The following is a 16113-nucleotide window of genomic DNA, read 5'->3' on the forward strand; positions in this document are numbered from 1 at the left end:
CGGTAGGCGTCCCGGCCATAGAGATCCAATAGGATGCCCGGCATGCCCCATAGGGATTCCAATGGCACGAGCTCGGCGCGGCCGACCCCGCCCACCCCGCTGGACCTGTCCCTGCTGCGGACGTTCCTCGCCGTGCACCGGTCCGGTTCGTTCACCGGGGCGGCGCGGCTGCTCGGCCTGTCCCAGCCGACGGTGACAACGCAGATGCGCTCCCTGGAGCGGCAACTGGGCCGGGAGCTGTTCGAGCGGCGGCCGCGCGGTGCCGTCCCGACGTCCGTCGCCGACGATCTCGCGACGCAGGTGGCGGCCCCGCTGGACGCGCTCGCCGCGGTCGCAGACCGGGGCCCGCTCGCCGCGGAGAAGCGCCCGGATCCGGTCCATCTGGCGGGCCCGGCCGAGCTGCTGTGCACCCGGGTGCTGCCCGCGCTCGCGCCGCTCACCGACCGGGGGGTGCGCCTGCGGGTCACCATGGGCCTCACCGACGACCTCCTCGACGGGCTGCGCGGCGGCCGCTTCGACCTGGTGATCTCCACGATGCGGCTGCGCGGGCGCACCCTGAGCGCGGTGCCGCTGGCGGACGAGGAGTTCGTGCTCGTGGCGTCGCCGGGGTGGGCGGAGCGGATCGGGCCCGCCCGGGTCGCGGCCGAGGGGGCCGCCGCGCTGCGCGGGGTGCCGCTGATCGCGTACGCCGACGATCTGCCGATCGCCCGCCGGTACTGGTGGCACGTCTTCGGCGAGCGCCTCACCGAGCAGCCCGCGATGACGGTGCCCGATCTGCGGGGTGTCCTTTCGGCCGTCGTGGCCGGGGCGGGCATCAGTGTGCTGCCGCGCTATCTGTGCCTGGACGAGCTGGCCTCGGGGGCGCTGGTGCCGCTGCTGCTGCCCGAGGATCCACCGATCAACACGGGCTATCTCGCGCAGCGGCCCGGCCCGCCGGCCAATCCGCACGTCCTCCTCGTACGGGACCGGCTGCTGCGGGCGGCTCCGTCCTGGTGACGCTCGGCCGGACGATGGACTCCGTCACCTGGCCGGGGGCAGTCCGCATGCGGTGCGGGCGGAGGCCACGTTGGCTCGTCGTCAGGTAGCACGGGCGTTTCCCAATTCCGGCGGCGCATGGGATGTACCGCCTCCCGTGCCACCGGAGGGCAGACGCATGCGTACTACTCAGATATCTCTCCGCTCCGGACTGGCCGTCGCCGCCGTCGCGCTTCCGCTGGCACTGGCCGCCCCGTCGGCGGTCGCGGCATCGGGGATCACCGTGACCGCCAGTGGCTCGACCGTGACCGTCACCACGACCGCGTGCCCCAGCGGGGGCAAGGGGTCGCTGATGAGCGGCGGCAACGCCAGCTTCGCCTCGGGGCGGCAGGTGCAGCTCACCGGCACCACCGCCTCCTGGCAGAACGTCAGTCCCGGCACCCACACGGTGGCGGTGATCTGCACGGACGGTTCGGCGGCGGGCTCGCAGACCGTCACGGTCGGCGGCGCGACGCCGACGGCCTCGTCGACGACGGCACCCGCGCGCGGTGTGCGCGGTGGCTTCGGCGGCGCGGTCGAGGACTACGGCACGACCACGCTGGTCGCGGGCGGGGCCCTGGTGGCCGTGGCCGTGGCCGGCGGCACGTGGTTCGTGCGCCGTCGCACCCTCCGCGTCCGCGGCCGGTTCTGACCCGGCCTCTCCACCGGCCCGTGTCCGGCCCCGGCACATCCACCGGGTCCGGGCGCGGGCCTTCGCACTTCTCATGAGGGCTCCGCCCTCTTGTCCCCCTCCGCGTCCCGTCCTACGGTCCTCCCAGCCGACGGGGAGGGACCCCCATGCCACGACCGCTCAGCGTTCAGCTCTACTCCGTACGTGACGAACTCGCCGCCGACCGCGCGGGGACGCTGGGCCGGCTCGCGGAGATGGGGTACGGCGCGGTGGAGGCGTTCGACGTCACCGCGGACGCCGAGGGGCTGCGGCGCGTCGCCGACGACCTCGGCCTCACGGTCTCCGGGGCGCATGTCGTGCAGGTGCTCACCGGGGCGCCGGGGCCGGTCCTCGACGCGGCCGCCGCGCTCGGCACCTCGCTGGCGATCGTCCCGGCCGGGTTCCCGCACGAGGACTTCACGACGTACGAGGGCCTCGCCCGCGTCGCCGACCGCCTCAACTCCCTTGCCGGGGAAGCCGATCGGCACGGGCTCCGGCTCGGCTACCACAACCACTGGTGGGAGATCGAGCCGCGCCTGGAGAGCCACGGCGGCCGGCACGCCCTAGAGGTGCTGGCGGAACTCCTGGACCCCGCGGTGTTCCTGGAGGTCGACACGTACTGGGCGGCCGTCGGCGGCGCCGACGTGCCCGCGCTGCTCGACCGGCTCGGCAGCCGCGTGGAGGCCGTGCACCTGAAGGACGGGCCGGGCACGAAGGACGATCCGAACGTGGCGGTCGGCGGCGGCACCATGCCGGTCCCGGAGGTGCTCGCTGCGGCGCCCGCCGCCTGGCGCGTGGTCGAGTTCGACGCGTGCGCGGGCGACCTGCTCGGCGAGCTCGCGGCCAGCCGTACCTACGTCAGCGCCCTGGAGGCGGCGTGACCGCGGGCCCGGTGGGCGTCGCCGTCATCGGCGCGGGCGTCATCAGCGCCGAGTACCTGCGGACGCTGGGCACCTTCCCCGACATCCGGCTCGTGGCCGTCGCCGACATCGCCCCGGAGCGGGCGGCCGCGGCGGCCCGCACCCACGGCATACCGCTCGCCGGCGACGTACCCGCCGTCCTCGACGAGCCGGACGTGGAGCTGGTCGTCAATCTGACCGTGCCCGCGGCCCACGCGCGGGTCGCGGCCGCCGCACTGCGGGCGGGCAAGCACGTGTACGGCGAGAAGCCGCTCACGCCGACACCGAACGAGGCGGAGAAACTCGTCGCCGAGGCGTCCGAGCGGGGGCTGCTGCTCGGCGGCGCACCGGACACGTTCCTGGGCGCGGGCCTGCAGTCGGCGATCCGGGCCGTCCGCGCGGGCCGCATCGGCAGGCCCGTCGCGGCGACGACGGCGGTGCAGAGCCTCGGCCCCGAGTCCTGGCATCCGGACCCGGCGTTCTTCTACCAGCCGGGCGCGGGGCCGCTGTTCGACCTCGGGCCCTACTATCTGACGGCGCTGGTGGCGTTGTTCGGCAGCGTGGCGCGGGTGGCGGCGACGGCCGCGCGGGCCCGGGAGCACCGCACGGTGGGCTCAGGACCGAAGGCCGGGCAGTCGTTCCCGGTGGACGTGCCGACGCATGTCTCCGCGCTGCTCGAGTTCGCGTCGGGGGCGAGCGCCAACTCGACGTTCAGCTTCGACAGTTCGCATCCCCGCATCCGCTTCGAGGTCATCGGTACGGAGGGCACGCTGGCCGTGCCGGACCCGAACACCTTCCGCGGCCCGCTGCGGCTGCGCGCCAACGGCAGCGACGAGTGGCACGACCTGCCCGTGCGCGGCCGCACGGACGGCCGCGGCCTCGGTGTCCTCGACATGGCCCGCACCATCCGCGCGCAGGACGAGGCCGCCCTCACCGGCGGGCTGAGCACCCACCGGGCCTCGGGCGCCCTGGCCTTCCATGTCCTCCAGACGATGACCGCGATCACGCAGTCAGCGGCCGTGGGCGCGTTCGTGCCGCTGCCCGCCCAGCTCGTGCCTCCGGCGCCGCTCCCCGAGGACTGGGATCCGACGGCGGCCACCCTCGACGGCGGCTGGGAACGGCTCTAGGAATCGGCATCGGCCAGTTCCTCCAGCGTCCGGGTGAGCCACTGCGTCCAGAACGTCTCCAGGTCGATCCCGGCCCGCAGCACCACATGGCGCAGGCGGTCCTCGATCGCGTCCCGGCCCGGCGGGAAGTCCCGGCGCTCGATCTCCTCGTACTCCGCCAACTGCCGCTGGTGCAGGGCGAGATGGCGGCGCAGCTCGGCCTCGATGCCGTCCGTGCCGACGACGGCCGCGGCCCGCAGGCGCAGCAGCAGGGTGTCGCGCAGCGGTTTCGGGTCCTGGCTCGCGGCCGTCCAGCGGGCCAGTTCGGTGCGGCCCGCGGGCAGTACCTCGTAGTCCTTCTTCTGCCCGCGGGTGGCCTGCGCGGCGGGCAGTGCGCGGATGAGCCCGTCGCGCTCCAGTTTTCCCAGCTCGCGGTAGATCTGCTGGTGCGTGGCCGACCAGAAGTAGCCGATCGACCGGTCGAACCGGCGCGTCAGCTCCAGACCCGAGGACGGCTTCTCTAGCAGGGCGGTGAGGATCGCGTGCGGGAGTGACATGACGGCATCCTAGGGACGACGGCATCCTGAGGACGCCGGACGGGCGCCGCGCGCGGGCGGGGTCGTCACAGCGCCGCGGCCAGCTCCGTGCCCTGCTTGATGGCGCGCTTGGCGTCCAGCTCGGCGGCCACGTCGGCGCCGCCGATGAGGTGCGCCTCGACTCCGGCGGCGATCAGCTCCTCGTAGAGGCCGCGCCGGGGTTCCTGGCCGGTGCAGAGGACGACCGTGTCGACGGGGATGGTGCGCTTCTCGTCGCCGACGGTGATGTGCAGGCCCTCGTCGTCGATCCGGTCGTAGGCCGCGCCCTTGACCATGGTGACGCCGCGGTGGCGCAGTTCGGCGCGGTGGATCCAGCCGGTCGTCTTGCCGAGGCCCTGGCCGACCTTGGACGTCTTGCGCTGCAGGAGGTGGACGGTGCGCGGCGGGGCCGGGCGCACGGGCTCGGTCAGGCCGCCGCGGTCGCGGTAGTCCATGTCGACGCCCCACTGCTTGAAGTAGGTCGCGGGGTCCAGGCTCGCCTTGTCGCCGCTGTCGGTCAGATACTCGGCGACGTCGAAGCCGATGCCGCCCGCGCCGACGATCGCGACGCGCTCGCCGACGGGCGCCCCGTCGCGCAGGACGTCCAGGTAGGTCACGACGCTCGGGTGGTCGACGCCGGGGATCTCGGGGGTGCGGGGCGTGACGCCGGTGGCGACGACCACCTCGTCGTACCCGGCGGCGGCGAGGTGCTCCGCGGTCGCCCAGGTGTTCAACCGTACGTCCACGCCGCGCAGTTCGAGCTGCGTACGGAAGTAGCGCAGCGTCTCGTCGAACTCCTCCTTGCCGGGGACCTTGCGGGCGATGTTGAGCTGGCCGCCGATCTCGGGCGCGGCGTCGTACAGCGTCACGTCGTGGCCGCGTTCGGCGGCCGACACGGCGAGGGCGAGACCGGCCGGGCCCGCGCCGACGACGGCGATGCGCTTCTTGCGGCGGGTCGGGGCGAGCACCAGCTCCGTCTCGTGGCAGGCGCGCGGGTTCACCAGGCAGGAGGTGATCTGCAGGCTGAAGGTGTGGTCGAGGCACGCCTGGTTGCAGCCGATGCAGGTGTTGATGGCCTCGGACCGCTCGGCCCGCGCCTTGGCGACGAAGTCGGGGTCGGCGAGCAGCGGGCGCGCGAGCGAGACCATGTCGGCGGCGCCGTCGGCGAGCAACTGCTCGGCCAGTTCGGGGGTGTTGATGCGGTTGGTCGTGACCAGCGGCACTGACACCTCGCCCATGACCTTCTTCGTCACGAAGGTGTACGCGCCGCGCGGCACCGATGTGGCGATGGTCGGGATGCGTGCCTCGTGCCAGCCGATGCCGGTGTTGATGATCGTGGCGCCCGCGGCCTCGATCTCCTTGGCGAGCTGGACGACCTCGGCGAGCGTGGAGCCCCCGGGCACCAGGTCGAGCATCGACAGGCGGTAGATGATGATGAAGTCCGGCCCGAGGCGTTCGCGCGTGCGCCGGACGATCTCGACGGGGAACCGGATGCGGTTCTCGTACGCGCCACCCCAGCGATCGGTCCGGCGATTGGTCGGCGCCGCGATGAACTCGTTGATCAAGTAGCCCTCGGAGCCCATGACTTCGACGCCGTCGTAGCCCGCGAGCCTGGCCAGTTCGGCCGCGCGCACGAAGTCCTCGACGGTCTGCTCGACCTCGTCGTCCTCCAGGGCGCGCGGCGGGAACGGGCTGATCGGCGCCTGCACCGCGCTCGGCGCGACCAGCCCCTCGTGGTAGGCGTACCGCCCGAAGTGCAGGATCTGCATCGCGATCCTGCCGCCCTCGCGGTGCACGGCCGCGGTGACCCCCGCGTGCTTCTCGGCCTCGGCCTCGGTGGTCAGCTTGGCGCCGCCGTCCCAGGGGCGGCCCGCCTCGTTGGGCGCGATGCCGCCGGTGACGATGAGGCCGACGCCGCCGCGCGCCCGCGTCGCGTAGAACTCGGCCATCCGCTCGAAGCCGTTGGGCGCCTCCTCCAGGCCCACGTGCATAGAGCCCATCAGGACCCGGTTGGGGAGCGTCGTGAAGCCCAGGTCGAGCGGCCTGAGCAGGTGCGGGTAGCGGCTCATGGAGCTCATCGGGGCGGCCCTCTTTCGTCCACGTACGCCGGGCTGCGGCGTGTCGGTGTCGTCGTCACCACAGTTGTAGGGCAGCCCCAGCCGTTATGCAACTAGTTGCACAAAGAGCGGGACACACGTCACACCGGCCCAGAAGGCCGCCGCCTCCGGGATCGGCCCTCACAGCGGCAGCGACCGCTCCCGCACCACGTGCTTCATCACGAGCGTCGAGCTGAGCCGCTGCACGCCCGGCAGCGTCGCCAGCTCCTCGTCGTACAGCCGCTGGAAGGCGCGCAGGTCCTTGCTGACGATCCGCAGCAGATAGTCGGGGTCCCCGAAGAGGCGCTGTGCCTGGACGACGTTGGGGATGTCGGCGACCGCCGCCTCGAAGGCGGCGACCGTGTCCCGGTCCTCCTGGCGCATGGTGACGAAGACGAGGGACTCGAAGGTCAGGCCGACGGCCTCGGGGTCCACCACCGCCCGGTAGCCGCGCACCGCCCCGCGGCGCTCGAGTTCGCGGAGTCTGCGGTGGCACGGGGAGAGGCTCAGGCGCACCCGCGCGGCCAGTTCGGTGACCGTCAGACGGCCGTCGTTCTGCAGCTCGGCAAGGATCTGCCGGTCGACTCTGTCCATGCGGAAGATTCTTCCACGAACACGCCCTGACCAGGCAAACCTCAGGAACACCTTTGGGCCCATCGGAACTAACCTCCCACATGCCACCACTCAGGGAGGGAGAAACATCCATGGCCGTCAGCTCCATCACCGCCTTCTGGGCGGTGTCCGTCCTGCTCATCCTGGTTCCGGGGGCGGACTGGGCGTACGCGATATCGGCGGGGCTGCGGGACCGCTCGGTGGGGCCGGCCGTCGGGGGGCTGCTGCTCGGGTACGTGGGCCTCACCGCCGTGGTCGCGGCGGGCGTCGCGGCCGTGGTCGCCGACCATCCGGCCGTGCTCGCCTCGCTGACGCTCCTGGGCGCGATGTATCTGATCTGGCTGGGTGCGACGACGCTGGCGCGGCCGAGCACTCCCGGGGCGGCGGAGCAGTCGGCGGCGGGGGCCTCGGCGGACGCGCCCGCGGCCCGGCGGTCCCGGATCCTCCAGGGCGCAGGGATCAGCGGCCTCAACCCGAAGGCGCTGCTGCTCTTCCTCGCCCTGCTCCCCCAGTTCACCCAGCCCGGCACCGGCTGGCCGCTGGCCCTGCAGATCAGCACCCTGGGCCTGGTCCACATCCTGAGCTGCGGCGCCATCTACTTGTGCGTGGGCATCCTCGCCCGTACCGTCCTGCGGGCCCGCCCGGCCGCCGCACGCGCCGTCACGCGGGTCTCGGGGGCCGCGATGATCGTGATCGGGGTGGTCCTGGTGGTCGAGCAGCTCACCGCCTGAGCCGCAGGAGCGCCGCGTCCGAAATCCGCCAGCCGTCCGCGCGCACGCGCCCCAGACTGGTCACTGTCACCACCGGGCACCACGCCCCGGACCAGGACAGATGTACCAGGACAAGCAGAGGGGAAAGGCGCGATGACCGTCTACACGACGTTCGACAGCCCGCTGGGCGAGCTGCTGCTCGTGGGCGAGGCGTCGGACACGGCCACCGGCGGGACGGCACTCGCCTCGCTGTCGATGCCGGGCCAGAAGGGCGGCGCGGCCGTCCAGGGCGGCTGGGTGCGCGACGACGAGGCGTTCACGGCGATCACCGGCCAGCTCCGCGCGTACTTCGCGGGGACGCTGACGGACTTCGACATCGAGTACGCCGCCGGGTCGGGCACCGAGTTCCAGCGGAAGGTGTGGCACGCCCTGGACTCCGTGCCCTACGGCACCACGACGACGTACGGAAAGCTCGCGGCGGAGCTCGGCCTGTCCCGCGCGGCCGTCCGCGCCCTGGGCACGGCCATCGGCCGCAACCCCGTCCTCGTCGTACGCCCCTGCCACCGCGTCATCGGCGCGGACGGCTCGCTCACCGGCTACGCGGGCGGCCTGGAGCGGAAGCAGCGGCTGCTGGACCTGGAGGCGGCGTGAGCCCGCGTGGGGCCGGGGGCACGACGCGCACCGCACCCGGCCCCGCCGCCAGGGTCGCCGCCGCGGACTGGACAGCGCTCGCCGCCGAACTCGACGACCACGGGTGCGCCCTCACTCCCCCGCTGCTCGACCCCGCCGAGTGCCACGAGATCGCCGCCCTCTACGACGACACCGCCCGCTTCCGGTCGACCGTCGACATGGCCCGGCACCGCTTCGGCTCCGGCGAGTACCGGTACTTCGGCCACGAACTGCCGTGCCCCGTCGCCGAGTTGCGGGCCGCCCTCTACCCGAAGCTGCTGCCCGTCGCCCGCGACTGGGCCGCCCGCCTCGGCCGTCCCGCGCCCTGGCCGGACACGCTGGACGCGTGGATCGACCAGTGCCACGAGGCCGGCCAGTCCAAGTCGTCGCAGATCCTGCTGCGGTACGAGAGCGGCGACTGGAACGCCCTGCACCGCGACCTGTTCGGCGACCTCGTCTTCCCGCTCCAGGTCGTCATCGGCCTGGACGTCCACGGCACCGACTACACCGGCGGCGAGTTCCTGCTGGTCGAGCAGCGGCCACGGGCTCAATCACGGGGCACGGTCACGGCGTTGCCGCAGGGGCACGGCCTCGTCTTCACCACCCGCGACCGCCCGGTCCGCTCCAGCCGCGGCTGGTCGGCGGCGCCGGTGCGGCACGGCGTCAGCACGGTCCGTTCGGGGTTGCGGCGGTCGCTGGGGCTGGTGTTCCACGACGCCTAGGCGCCGACCCGTCGGACAGCCGCTGGGGCGCGACCGGCTACGGCTGCCGACGGGCCCGCTTCACCTCGCGGTCGACGGCCCAGGCGTCGGCGACCGGTCCGAGGTGGCCGAGCTTGTCGGGGTTGATGACCGAGCGGATGGTCTGGATCCGCCCGTCGAGCACGTCGAGCACCAGGGTGTGCAGGACCTTGCCGTCCCAGTCGCGGACGACCGCGCCGGGCTGACCGTTGATCTCGAGCGGCTCGAGGGACACATCGATCCGAAGCATCGAGGGGAAGACCGAGCCGAGCAGCCGGGCCACCTTCTCCGCCCCCACCACGGCCTTGGCGAGCTGCGGGGCCTTGCCCCCACCGTCCCCGACGAGCTGCACATCGGCGGCCAGCAGTTCCCGCAGCCCGCCCACGTCGCCGTCCTTGAGCGCGTCGAAGAACCGCGTCGCCAGTTCCTGCCGCTCCCGCCGGTCCGCCGCGAACCGGGGCCGCCCCGCCTCCATGTGCCGCCGCGCCCGCACCAGGAGCTGCCGGCACGCCGCCTCCGACCTCCCCACCGCCTCGGCGACCTCGTCGAACCCGAAGGCGAACACCTCCCGCAGCAGGAAGACCGCCCGCTCCAGCGGGCTGAGCCGCTCAAGGAGCAGCAGCGCCGCCATCGACACCGAGTCGGCCAGCTCCACCGCCCGCGCCGGGTCCTGATACGGATCGCTCAGCAGCGGCTCGGGAAACCACGGCCCGACGTACTCCTCCCGCCGCACCCGCGCGGAACGCAGCACGTCGATCGAGATCCGGGTGACCGTGGCGGACAGAAACGCCTTGGTCGACGTGGGCCGGGTCGCCGAGCCGTCGAAGCGCAGCCACGTCTCCTGCACCGCGTCCTCGGCCTCGCTCACGCTGCCCAGGATCCGGTAGGCGATCGAGAACAGCAGCGGCCGCAGCCCCTCGAACTCCTCGACCTTGCTCACGCCGACTCTCCTCCGCTCGTTCCCGTGCCGGTGCTGGTGCTGGTGCCTGCGGTGCTCAGTGGTGGAACTGACCGGGCTCGTAACTGCCCGCCGGCTGACGGGTGATGATGTTCAGCCGGTTCACCATATTCATGAGGGAGACCATGACCACCAGGGCGGTCAGCTGCTCCTCGTCGTAGTGCTCGGCGGCGTACGCCCACACCTCGTCGGAGACTCCGTCGGCCGCGTCCGCGGTCCTGGTCCCCTGCTCCGCCAGCTCCAGCGCCGCCCGCTCGGCCTCGGTGAAGACCGTGGCCTCCCGCCACGCCGCCACCAGGTTCAGCCGCACCGAGGTCTCACCGGCAGCGGCGGCGTCCTTGGTGTGCATGTCGATGCAGGCCGCGCAGCCGTTGATCTGGCTCACGCGCAGCGCCACCAGCTCCTGCGTCGCGGCCGGCAGCGGCAGTTCCTTGACCGCCTTGCCCACCGACATGAGGGACTTGATGACCTTGCCCGCGGCCGGGTTGGCGAAGTAGTTCAGTCGCGCGTCCATGGGGTGCTCCTCCGTGCTCGTCCGTGGCTACACCCCCTGAGACGAAGTGGCCCGGCCCCCTGTGACACGGCCGAATGTGACCCCCGTCTCCCGCGCGGACGGCGCCCTACTCCGGCCCCGTGTCCGCCCCGGTCTCCCACCCGCTCACCCGCAACGTGATGTTGAGCCGCCCCGTGAGCCCGAGGCCGGGCGGCGCCGTGCCCGGGTGCACCTTCGGCACCCCGTGGTACGCCAATCGGGAAGGGCCGCCGAACACCATCAAGTCGCCGCTGCGCAGCTCCACATCGGTGTACGGCCGGGTGCGCGTCTCGGTGTTGCCGAAGCGGAAGACGCAGGTGTCGCCGAGGCTGAGGGAGACGACAGGGGCGGTGGAGTTCTCGTCGCTGTCGCGGTGCATGCCCATGTGGGCGTCGGCGTCGTAGAAGTTGATGAGCGCGATGTCGTACGCGGACGGGGCGCCGTCGGCCGCCCCGTCCCCCGGCACGGCACCCTCGCCGTACGCGTCCCGCACCGCCGTCCGCCCCAGCTGCGCGAGCCACGCCGGCATCGGCTTGACCGGGGCGCCGTCCCCGTCGACGACGGTGCGGGCGTACCCGTAGGGATACCAGTGCCGGCCGAGGCACACCTGCCGCGCGGTCATCGTCCCGCCGCCGGGCAGGCGGACCGTGCGCAGCCCGGCCGGGGGGCGTGCCCACGCGCGGCACGCGGTGACGAGTTCCCGCTGGCGGGGCAGGTCCAGCCAGTCGGGCACGTGGACCGCGCCCGGCGCGACCTCGGCGCGCTCGCGCGGGAACAGCTCCCCGGTCATGCGCGGCGGACCGCCCGCAGGATCACGAACTTGCGGTTGCTCGCGGCCACTTCGACGTTGCCGAAGAGCCGCTTGAGGCGTACGTGGTAGCCGAGGTGCCGGTTGCCGACGACCCACAGCTCGCCGCCGGGGCGCAGGGCGGCCCGGGCGCCGCGGAACATGCGCTGCGCGGTCGCGTCGGTCGTCGCCTGGTGGCTGTGGAAGGGCGGGTTGTTCAGGACCAGGTCGACGGACTCCGGCGGCATCGCGGTGAGCGCGTCCCCGGCGACGAAGTCGGCCTTGCCCGCCGCGTTCGCCCGGAACGTGGCCTCGGCGGAGGCCACCGCCTGGTACGACTCGTCGACGAAGGTGACCCGGGCCTCGGGGTTGGCCACCGCGGCGGCCGTGCCGAGCACGCCGTTGCCGCAGCCGAGGTCGACGACGTGCGCGTCGCCGCTGCTGGGCGGCAGGTGCTGGAGGAGGAAGCGGGTGCCGATGTCGAGGCGTTCGGCGCAGAAGATGCCCGCGTGGTTGACGGCCGTCAGGCCCGCGCCCGCGCCGGAGTCGGCGGGCAGGACGTAGCTGCGCGGCCAGGGGCTGGGGCCCGGCCGGAGCCCGGGGTCCGGGGTGCTGAAGATCAGGCGGGCCTTCTGGCGGGCGAGGGACGTGCGGGTCGGGCCGACGATCCGCTCGAAGAGTTCCAGGGTCGAGGTGTGGATCTCGGTGACCATGCCGGTGCCGACGACGACGGTGCCCGCGTGCAGGGCCGGGGCGATCCGGTGGAGTTGGTCCTCCAGGAGCGCGAGGCTCTTCGGCACCCGGACCAGGAGGACGTCGACACGCTCCGGCGGGGCGTCCCGGGTGGTCAGCAGGCGCGCCTCGTCCACCGGAAGGACCGGAAGGCCCGCGCGCGCGAGGTTGGCCAGGGTCGCCCGGCGCCCGAGGTAGGACTCGGTGATCTGCACGGGCCGGTGCGCGGCCAGCGCGGTGGTCAGCGCGCCCCACCGGTCACCGACGACGGCCACCGTCCCCTCCAGGGCGACGGGCTCGCCGTCGCCCTCCCCTGTCTCCCCCGCCAGGTGCCGCAGCAGATAGGCGTCGGCCGCGGACCAGGCCCGCAGGGTGTCGCGCGGGTCCTCCGGGAAGCGTGTGAGGTCGTACTCGCCCCATGACGTGCTCAAACGGTTCATCGTGCCTTCAGGCTAACGGAGTGCCGCGTACGGGATCCCTGGACGCCGAGTACCGCGGCACGCCTCAGGACGGGCGCAGCGGTCTGCGCCGGGGCACGGCGACGCGGGTGCGTCCGGGGTCGGCGGGGCGGGCCCGGTCGTACACGGCGAGGACGGGCCGGTCCAGGGCGGCGCGGTCCACGACGACGGGCACGGAGTGGCGGGCGCCCCGGGTGTCGTGGAAGACGACGGTGACCTCGCCGCGCCTGCCGCGCACCGGCCGCCAGCCCTCCAGGCGGGCCTGCGCCGTGGTGAAGTCGCCGCGCAGCCTGCGCAGCGCGGCGGTCCGGCGCAGGCTCACGGCGCCGCCCCAGACGGCGACGAAGCAGCCCGCGGCGGCGACCGACCACGAGAAGGCGGCGACCGACCACGAGAAGGCCAGCCAGCCGGACACGGTGTGCCGGCCCGCGGGCACGACCAGCATGAAGTCGGTGACCGTGCCGTACCCTACGCGCCCGTCGGCCACCGCGTCGTACCACCCGGCGGCGGCCCCGCCCGCGCTCAGGGCGATCACGGCGCCGGCCGTCGCGCCGTGCAGGAACCGCGCGGCGAGACAGCCGAGGAGCACCGCGGAGGCGATGCCGATCTCCGGCGCCACGACCGCGAGCTGATCGCTGCCGCAGCCGTCGCTGTCGCAGGCCCACCCGACGGTGGCGACGCCGTACGTACTGAGGTGCCACACGAGCCAGACCTGCCAGGCCAACAGCGCGCAGGCGAGCCCGCGCAGCGTCAGGCCGCAGGTCCTCCGGCTCAACTCCCGCCCCTGTCCCAGTGGTTCCGCGGCACGCGGGCCGCGCGCCGCGGACGGTGCCCGGCAATGTCCGTGCAGGTTACACGCTGTGGCGGGCCGTCACCATGGCGCCCGGCGCCGCGCGCGGCGGGCCCGACGCCCCGCCCCTAGGCGCCGCGTGGCTCAGCCGCGGGCGAACCACGTGGGCGCGTCGGCCATCGCCTGCTTGATCCGGAAGAGCCCGGTCTCGTGCAGGTCGGGCAGCCCGTCCAGCGGGAACCAGCCGACCTCCAGGGACTCGTCGTCGTTCACGCGCGGCTCGCCGCCCACGGCCCGGCAGCGGATGGTGATGTCCATGAACTGGCAGATGTCGCCGTTGTCGTACGTGACCTGCTCCAGCGCCTCCACCAGGACCACGCGCTCGGCGACGCACCGCACCGCCGTCTCTTCGTAGACCTCGCGCACGGCGCACTCCGCGGGCTGTTCGCCGGGGTCCGGGATGCCGCCGACGACCGACCACTTGCCGTTGTCGGCGCGCCGCCCGAGCAGCACTCTGCCCTGGTCGTCGAAGACGATGGCGGTGACTCCCGGGAGCCACAGGAGCTGATGGCCCGCGTCGGCGCGCAGGGTGCGGATGAAGTCCGGAGTAGCCATGCCCCGACCCTAACCGGCCGCTTCGGCCCGCCGGCGGGCGATCACCCAGCCGATACCCGCCGCGCCGACCAGCACGAGGATCACTTCCGGCCAGACGCCGAGGCGCGTGGCGGGCGTGAGGGAGCTGCGCCTGGGGACGTCGGCGACCAGCGACTCGGCCGTGAACATCCCGGTGCGCTGGGCGATCGACCCGTCCGGGCGGATCACGGCGCTGACCCCACTGGTCACCGGGACCAGCACGGCCCGGCCGTGCTCGACGGCCCGCACCCGGTCTATGGCGAGCTGCTGGTACGTCATCTGGCTGCGCTCGAACGTGGCGTTGTTGCTGGGCACGGAGAGGATCTGCGCGCCTTCCTGCACCTGGTCCCGCACCACCGAGTCGAACGCGGCCTCGTAGCAGGTCACCGGGCCGATCCCGGTGCCCGCCATGTCGAACACGGCCGGTTTCGTACCGGGTTGGAAGATGCCGGCGCGGTCCACGTCGGAGCTGAAGACGCGGAAGAAGTCGCGGTAGGGCATGTACTCGCCGAACGGCTGGAGGTGGCGCTTGTCGTAGGTCGCGCCCGGCCCCGTCTTCGGGTCCCACAGGATCTGCCGGTTGCGGGGCTTGCCGTCCTTCGCCGTGACGACGGCGCCCACGGACACGGGGGCCTTGATGGCCTTGGCCGCCTTGTCGATCACGGCGTAGGCGTCCGGGTTCGCGTACGGGTCGATGTCGGAGGAGTTCTCCGGCCACAGGACGAGATCGGGCTGCTTGGCCTTGCCCGCCTTCACCTCGGCGGCGAGGCGCAGCGTCTCCTTCACGTGGTGGTCCAGGACGGCGCGACGCTGGGCGTTGAAGTCGAGCCCCATGCGCGGCACGTTGCCCTGGATGACGGCGACCGTCGCAGTGCCGTGCTCGGCCTTGTTCGACACCAGCGGCAGGGCGGCCGCCCCGGCGAGCACGGGCGTCAGCGTGAGCGCCGCGGAGGTGACGAGCGCCCGGTCACGCGCGCGCGGATCGGCCTTGAGACGGCGCCCGACATCGGCGAGCCCGAAGCCGCAGAGCACCACCGCGAAGCCGAGCAGCGGGGTGCCGCCGAGCGCGGCAAGCGGCAGGAACAGGCCGTCGGGCTGGCTGAAGGCGACCTTGCCCCAGGGGAACCCCTCGAACGGGAAGCGCGCCCGCGCCGCCTCCCCGGCGATCCACACCCCGCCGGCCCACACCGGCCACACCGGAAGCCGGGACACGAAGGCGATCCCCAGGCCGGTCAGGCCCAGGAACAGCGTTTCGGCGACGGCGAGCGCGAGCCACGGCAGCGGGCCCACGTCGACGCCGGTCCAGGACAGGAGCGGCAGGAAATAGCCGAGCCCCATGAGCAGTCCGAGCCCGAACCCGGACTTCGGGCGCCGCCCGTGCAGGACGAATCCCAGGACCGCGAACGCGAAGGGCGCCAGCCACCACAGCTCACGCGGCGCGAAGCTCAGATAGAGGAGCACTCCGGCGAGCACCGCCGCCGCGGCCGGAATCAGCCGCCGTCTGATCCGCTCGGCGCGCGATTCCGGTCCGGGCTGCGGTGCGGTCTGCTCGGACGCGTCGGTGGGAGCGGTGGTGGCGGTCACTCCGGGAGTGTACGGCGCGTCACCTGGGCGCGGACAGCGCGGTCGGGGGCGTCGGCGCGGCCGTCCCGCCTGCCCGTTCCACCCCCTCTGCCGGATCGTTCCTGCGCGAGATCTCCACAATTCGTGCCCGCAGCGGCTAGCGTGTCCCCAAGTCCCTGACGTGCGGCGAGATCAAGCCATGCGGACAGCGCGCCGTGCGGTCGGGGCCCGTCACACAGCGGGGGGCGACGGGGTGGGGTCGATGAAGACGCCGGCCACGGCCACGACGGCCGGCCGGGACGGGGAGCGGCACGGAGAGCGGCACGGAGCCGCGGACGCCGTCGGCGTCGCGATCCTCGCCGCCTGCGCGGCCTGGGTGCTGATCACGACCGGCGTGCGGGGCGGCCGTCCCGACGGGATGCTGCTCGCCGTCCTCGCGGTCGCCGCCGGGTACGCGGGCGGGCGGATAGCGGGGGCGCTGCTGCCGGTCGCCGCGCCCTGCGTGGGCGCGCTCGCCGGGGTCGCCCTGGCGGCCGCGGCACCGCATGTCACAGATCGGAAGAGCGTCG

Annotated in this window: 17 protein-coding genes and 1 pseudogene; 8 read left to right on the top strand and 10 right to left on the bottom strand. The window is 73.5% G+C overall.

Annotated features, from left to right (window positions below; translation table 11 throughout):
• The first annotated feature begins 42 nt into the window (after positions 1-42).
• From STRAU_RS21470 to STRAU_RS21485, 4 genes are all read left to right on the top strand, one after another.
• Complete coding sequence (locus tag STRAU_RS21470; RefSeq protein ID WP_052029184.1) at positions 43-996, top strand: LysR family transcriptional regulator; 954 nt, start codon at positions 43-45, stop codon at positions 994-996.
• Positions 997-1153: 157 nt separating this feature from the next.
• Positions 1154-1666 carry a hypothetical protein gene (locus STRAU_RS21475; protein ID WP_016642478.1) on the top strand — a complete coding sequence of 171 codons (513 nt, stop codon included), beginning with the start codon at positions 1154-1156 and terminating at the stop codon, positions 1664-1666.
• Positions 1667-1812: 146 nt separating this feature from the next.
• Positions 1813-2565 carry a sugar phosphate isomerase/epimerase family protein gene (locus tag STRAU_RS21480; RefSeq protein WP_016642479.1) on the top strand — a complete coding sequence of 251 codons (753 nt, stop codon included), beginning with the start codon at positions 1813-1815 and terminating at the stop codon, positions 2563-2565.
• Positions 2562-3710, top strand: coding sequence for a Gfo/Idh/MocA family protein (locus tag STRAU_RS21485; protein WP_016642480.1), 1149 nt, complete (start codon positions 2562-2564; stop codon positions 3708-3710). Before STRAU_RS21480 ends, STRAU_RS21485 begins: the two co-directional genes overlap by 4 nt.
• Here the strand turns inward: STRAU_RS21485 and STRAU_RS21490 are convergent.
• The 3 genes from STRAU_RS21490 to STRAU_RS21500 all read right to left on the bottom strand — a co-directional run bounded on the left by STRAU_RS21490 (position 3707) and on the right by STRAU_RS21500 (position 6954).
• Positions 3707-4246 carry a PadR family transcriptional regulator gene (locus STRAU_RS21490; protein WP_016642481.1) on the bottom strand — a complete coding sequence of 180 codons (540 nt, stop codon included), beginning with the start codon at positions 4244-4246 and terminating at the stop codon, positions 3707-3709. The two genes, STRAU_RS21485 and STRAU_RS21490, sit on opposite strands and share 4 nt — an antisense overlap.
• A 65-nt stretch (positions 4247-4311) precedes the next feature.
• Positions 4312-6333 (bottom strand): NADPH-dependent 2,4-dienoyl-CoA reductase, encoded by a 2022-nt coding sequence (locus STRAU_RS21495; protein WP_037660951.1) that lies wholly within the window; start codon positions 6331-6333, stop codon positions 4312-4314.
• 168 nt (positions 6334-6501) lie between these two features.
• Entirely contained in the window at positions 6502-6954 is a 453-nt protein-coding gene (locus STRAU_RS21500; protein WP_016642483.1) for an Lrp/AsnC family transcriptional regulator, read from the bottom strand.
• Between the two features lie 110 nt (positions 6955-7064).
• Between STRAU_RS21500 and STRAU_RS21505 the strand changes: the two genes are divergently transcribed.
• The 3 genes from STRAU_RS21505 to STRAU_RS21515 all read left to right on the top strand — a co-directional run bounded on the left by STRAU_RS21505 (position 7065) and on the right by STRAU_RS21515 (position 9073).
• Positions 7065-7703: a LysE family translocator gene (locus STRAU_RS21505; protein WP_016642484.1), complete on the top strand. Its 639-nt coding sequence runs from the start codon at positions 7065-7067 to the stop codon at positions 7701-7703.
• 132 nt (positions 7704-7835) lie between these two features.
• Complete coding sequence (locus STRAU_RS21510; RefSeq protein ID WP_016642485.1) at positions 7836-8333, top strand: methylated-DNA--[protein]-cysteine S-methyltransferase; 498 nt, start codon at positions 7836-7838, stop codon at positions 8331-8333.
• On the top strand, positions 8330-9073 hold the full coding sequence (locus STRAU_RS21515) for a 2OG-Fe(II) oxygenase (RefSeq protein ID WP_016642486.1): 744 nt from the start codon (positions 8330-8332) through the stop codon (positions 9071-9073). Before STRAU_RS21510 ends, STRAU_RS21515 begins: the two co-directional genes overlap by 4 nt.
• 37 nt (positions 9074-9110) lie before the next feature.
• Here the strand turns inward: STRAU_RS21515 and STRAU_RS21520 are convergent, their stop codons facing one another.
• From STRAU_RS21520 to lnt, 7 genes are all read right to left on the bottom strand, one after another.
• Positions 9111-10031 (bottom strand): RNA polymerase sigma-70 factor, encoded by a 921-nt coding sequence (locus STRAU_RS21520; RefSeq protein WP_016642487.1) that lies wholly within the window; start codon positions 10029-10031, stop codon positions 9111-9113.
• A 55-nt stretch (positions 10032-10086) separates the two neighbouring features.
• Positions 10087-10563 carry a carboxymuconolactone decarboxylase family protein gene (locus STRAU_RS21525; RefSeq protein WP_016642488.1) on the bottom strand — a complete coding sequence of 159 codons (477 nt, stop codon included), beginning with the start codon at positions 10561-10563 and terminating at the stop codon, positions 10087-10089.
• Between the two features lie 106 nt (positions 10564-10669).
• Positions 10670-11371: an alpha-ketoglutarate-dependent dioxygenase AlkB family protein gene (locus tag STRAU_RS21530; protein ID WP_016642489.1), complete on the bottom strand. Its 702-nt coding sequence runs from the start codon at positions 11369-11371 to the stop codon at positions 10670-10672.
• Positions 11368-12540, bottom strand: coding sequence for a methyltransferase (locus STRAU_RS21535; RefSeq protein ID WP_016642490.1), 1173 nt, complete (start codon positions 12538-12540; stop codon positions 11368-11370). The genes STRAU_RS21530 and STRAU_RS21535 overlap by 4 nt, the downstream gene beginning before the upstream one ends.
• 64 nt (positions 12541-12604) lie before the next feature.
• Positions 12605-13333 (bottom strand): hypothetical protein, encoded by a 729-nt coding sequence (locus STRAU_RS21540; RefSeq protein WP_016642491.1) that lies wholly within the window; start codon positions 13331-13333, stop codon positions 12605-12607.
• Positions 13334-13492: 159 nt separating this feature from the next.
• Positions 13493-13963 carry an NUDIX hydrolase gene (locus tag STRAU_RS21545; protein WP_016642492.1) on the bottom strand — a complete coding sequence of 157 codons (471 nt, stop codon included), beginning with the start codon at positions 13961-13963 and terminating at the stop codon, positions 13493-13495.
• A gap of 9 nt (positions 13964-13972) precedes the next feature.
• The gene (gene lnt, locus STRAU_RS21550) at positions 13973-15565 is read right to left on the bottom strand and encodes an apolipoprotein N-acyltransferase (protein ID WP_016642493.1); all 1593 of its coding nucleotides are present in this window, start codon (positions 15563-15565) and stop codon (positions 13973-13975) included.
• Between the two features lie 241 nt (positions 15566-15806).
• Between lnt and STRAU_RS21555 the strand changes: the two are divergent.
• A pseudogene (locus STRAU_RS21555) lies at positions 15807-16113 on the top strand (O-antigen ligase family protein); the annotation flags it as partial.

The sequence above is a fragment of the Streptomyces aurantiacus JA 4570 genome (assembly GCF_000414115.1).
GTDB lineage: Bacteria > Actinomycetota > Actinomycetes > Streptomycetales > Streptomycetaceae > Streptomyces > Streptomyces aurantiacus_A.

What these genes read in the sequence shown, in the direction of transcription:
- STRAU_RS21470 (WP_052029184.1), top strand. Translation starts at nt 43, where the DNA reads ATGCCCCATAGGGATTCCAATGGCACGAGCTCGGCGCGGCCGACCCCG.
- STRAU_RS21475 (WP_016642478.1), top strand. Translation starts at nt 1,154, where the DNA reads ATGCGTACTACTCAGATATCTCTCCGCTCCGGACTGGCCGTCGCCGCC.
- STRAU_RS21480 (WP_016642479.1), top strand. Translation starts at nt 1,813, where the DNA reads ATGCCACGACCGCTCAGCGTTCAGCTCTACTCCGTACGTGACGAACTC.
- STRAU_RS21490 (WP_016642481.1), bottom strand. Translation starts at nt 4,246, where the DNA reads ATGTCACTCCCGCACGCGATCCTCACCGCCCTGCTAGAGAAGCCGTCC.
- STRAU_RS21495 (WP_037660951.1), bottom strand. Translation starts at nt 6,333, where the DNA reads ATGAGCCGCTACCCGCACCTGCTCAGGCCGCTCGACCTGGGCTTCACG.
- STRAU_RS21500 (WP_016642483.1), bottom strand. Translation starts at nt 6,954, where the DNA reads ATGGACAGAGTCGACCGGCAGATCCTTGCCGAGCTGCAGAACGACGGC.
- STRAU_RS21505 (WP_016642484.1), top strand. Translation starts at nt 7,065, where the DNA reads ATGGCCGTCAGCTCCATCACCGCCTTCTGGGCGGTGTCCGTCCTGCTC.
- STRAU_RS21510 (WP_016642485.1), top strand. Translation starts at nt 7,836, where the DNA reads ATGACCGTCTACACGACGTTCGACAGCCCGCTGGGCGAGCTGCTGCTC.
- STRAU_RS21525 (WP_016642488.1), bottom strand. Translation starts at nt 10,563, where the DNA reads ATGGACGCGCGACTGAACTACTTCGCCAACCCGGCCGCGGGCAAGGTC.
- STRAU_RS21530 (WP_016642489.1), bottom strand. Translation starts at nt 11,371, where the DNA reads ATGACCGGGGAGCTGTTCCCGCGCGAGCGCGCCGAGGTCGCGCCGGGC.
- STRAU_RS21535 (WP_016642490.1), bottom strand. Translation starts at nt 12,540, where the DNA reads ATGAACCGTTTGAGCACGTCATGGGGCGAGTACGACCTCACACGCTTC.
- STRAU_RS21545 (WP_016642492.1), bottom strand. Translation starts at nt 13,963, where the DNA reads ATGGCTACTCCGGACTTCATCCGCACCCTGCGCGCCGACGCGGGCCAT.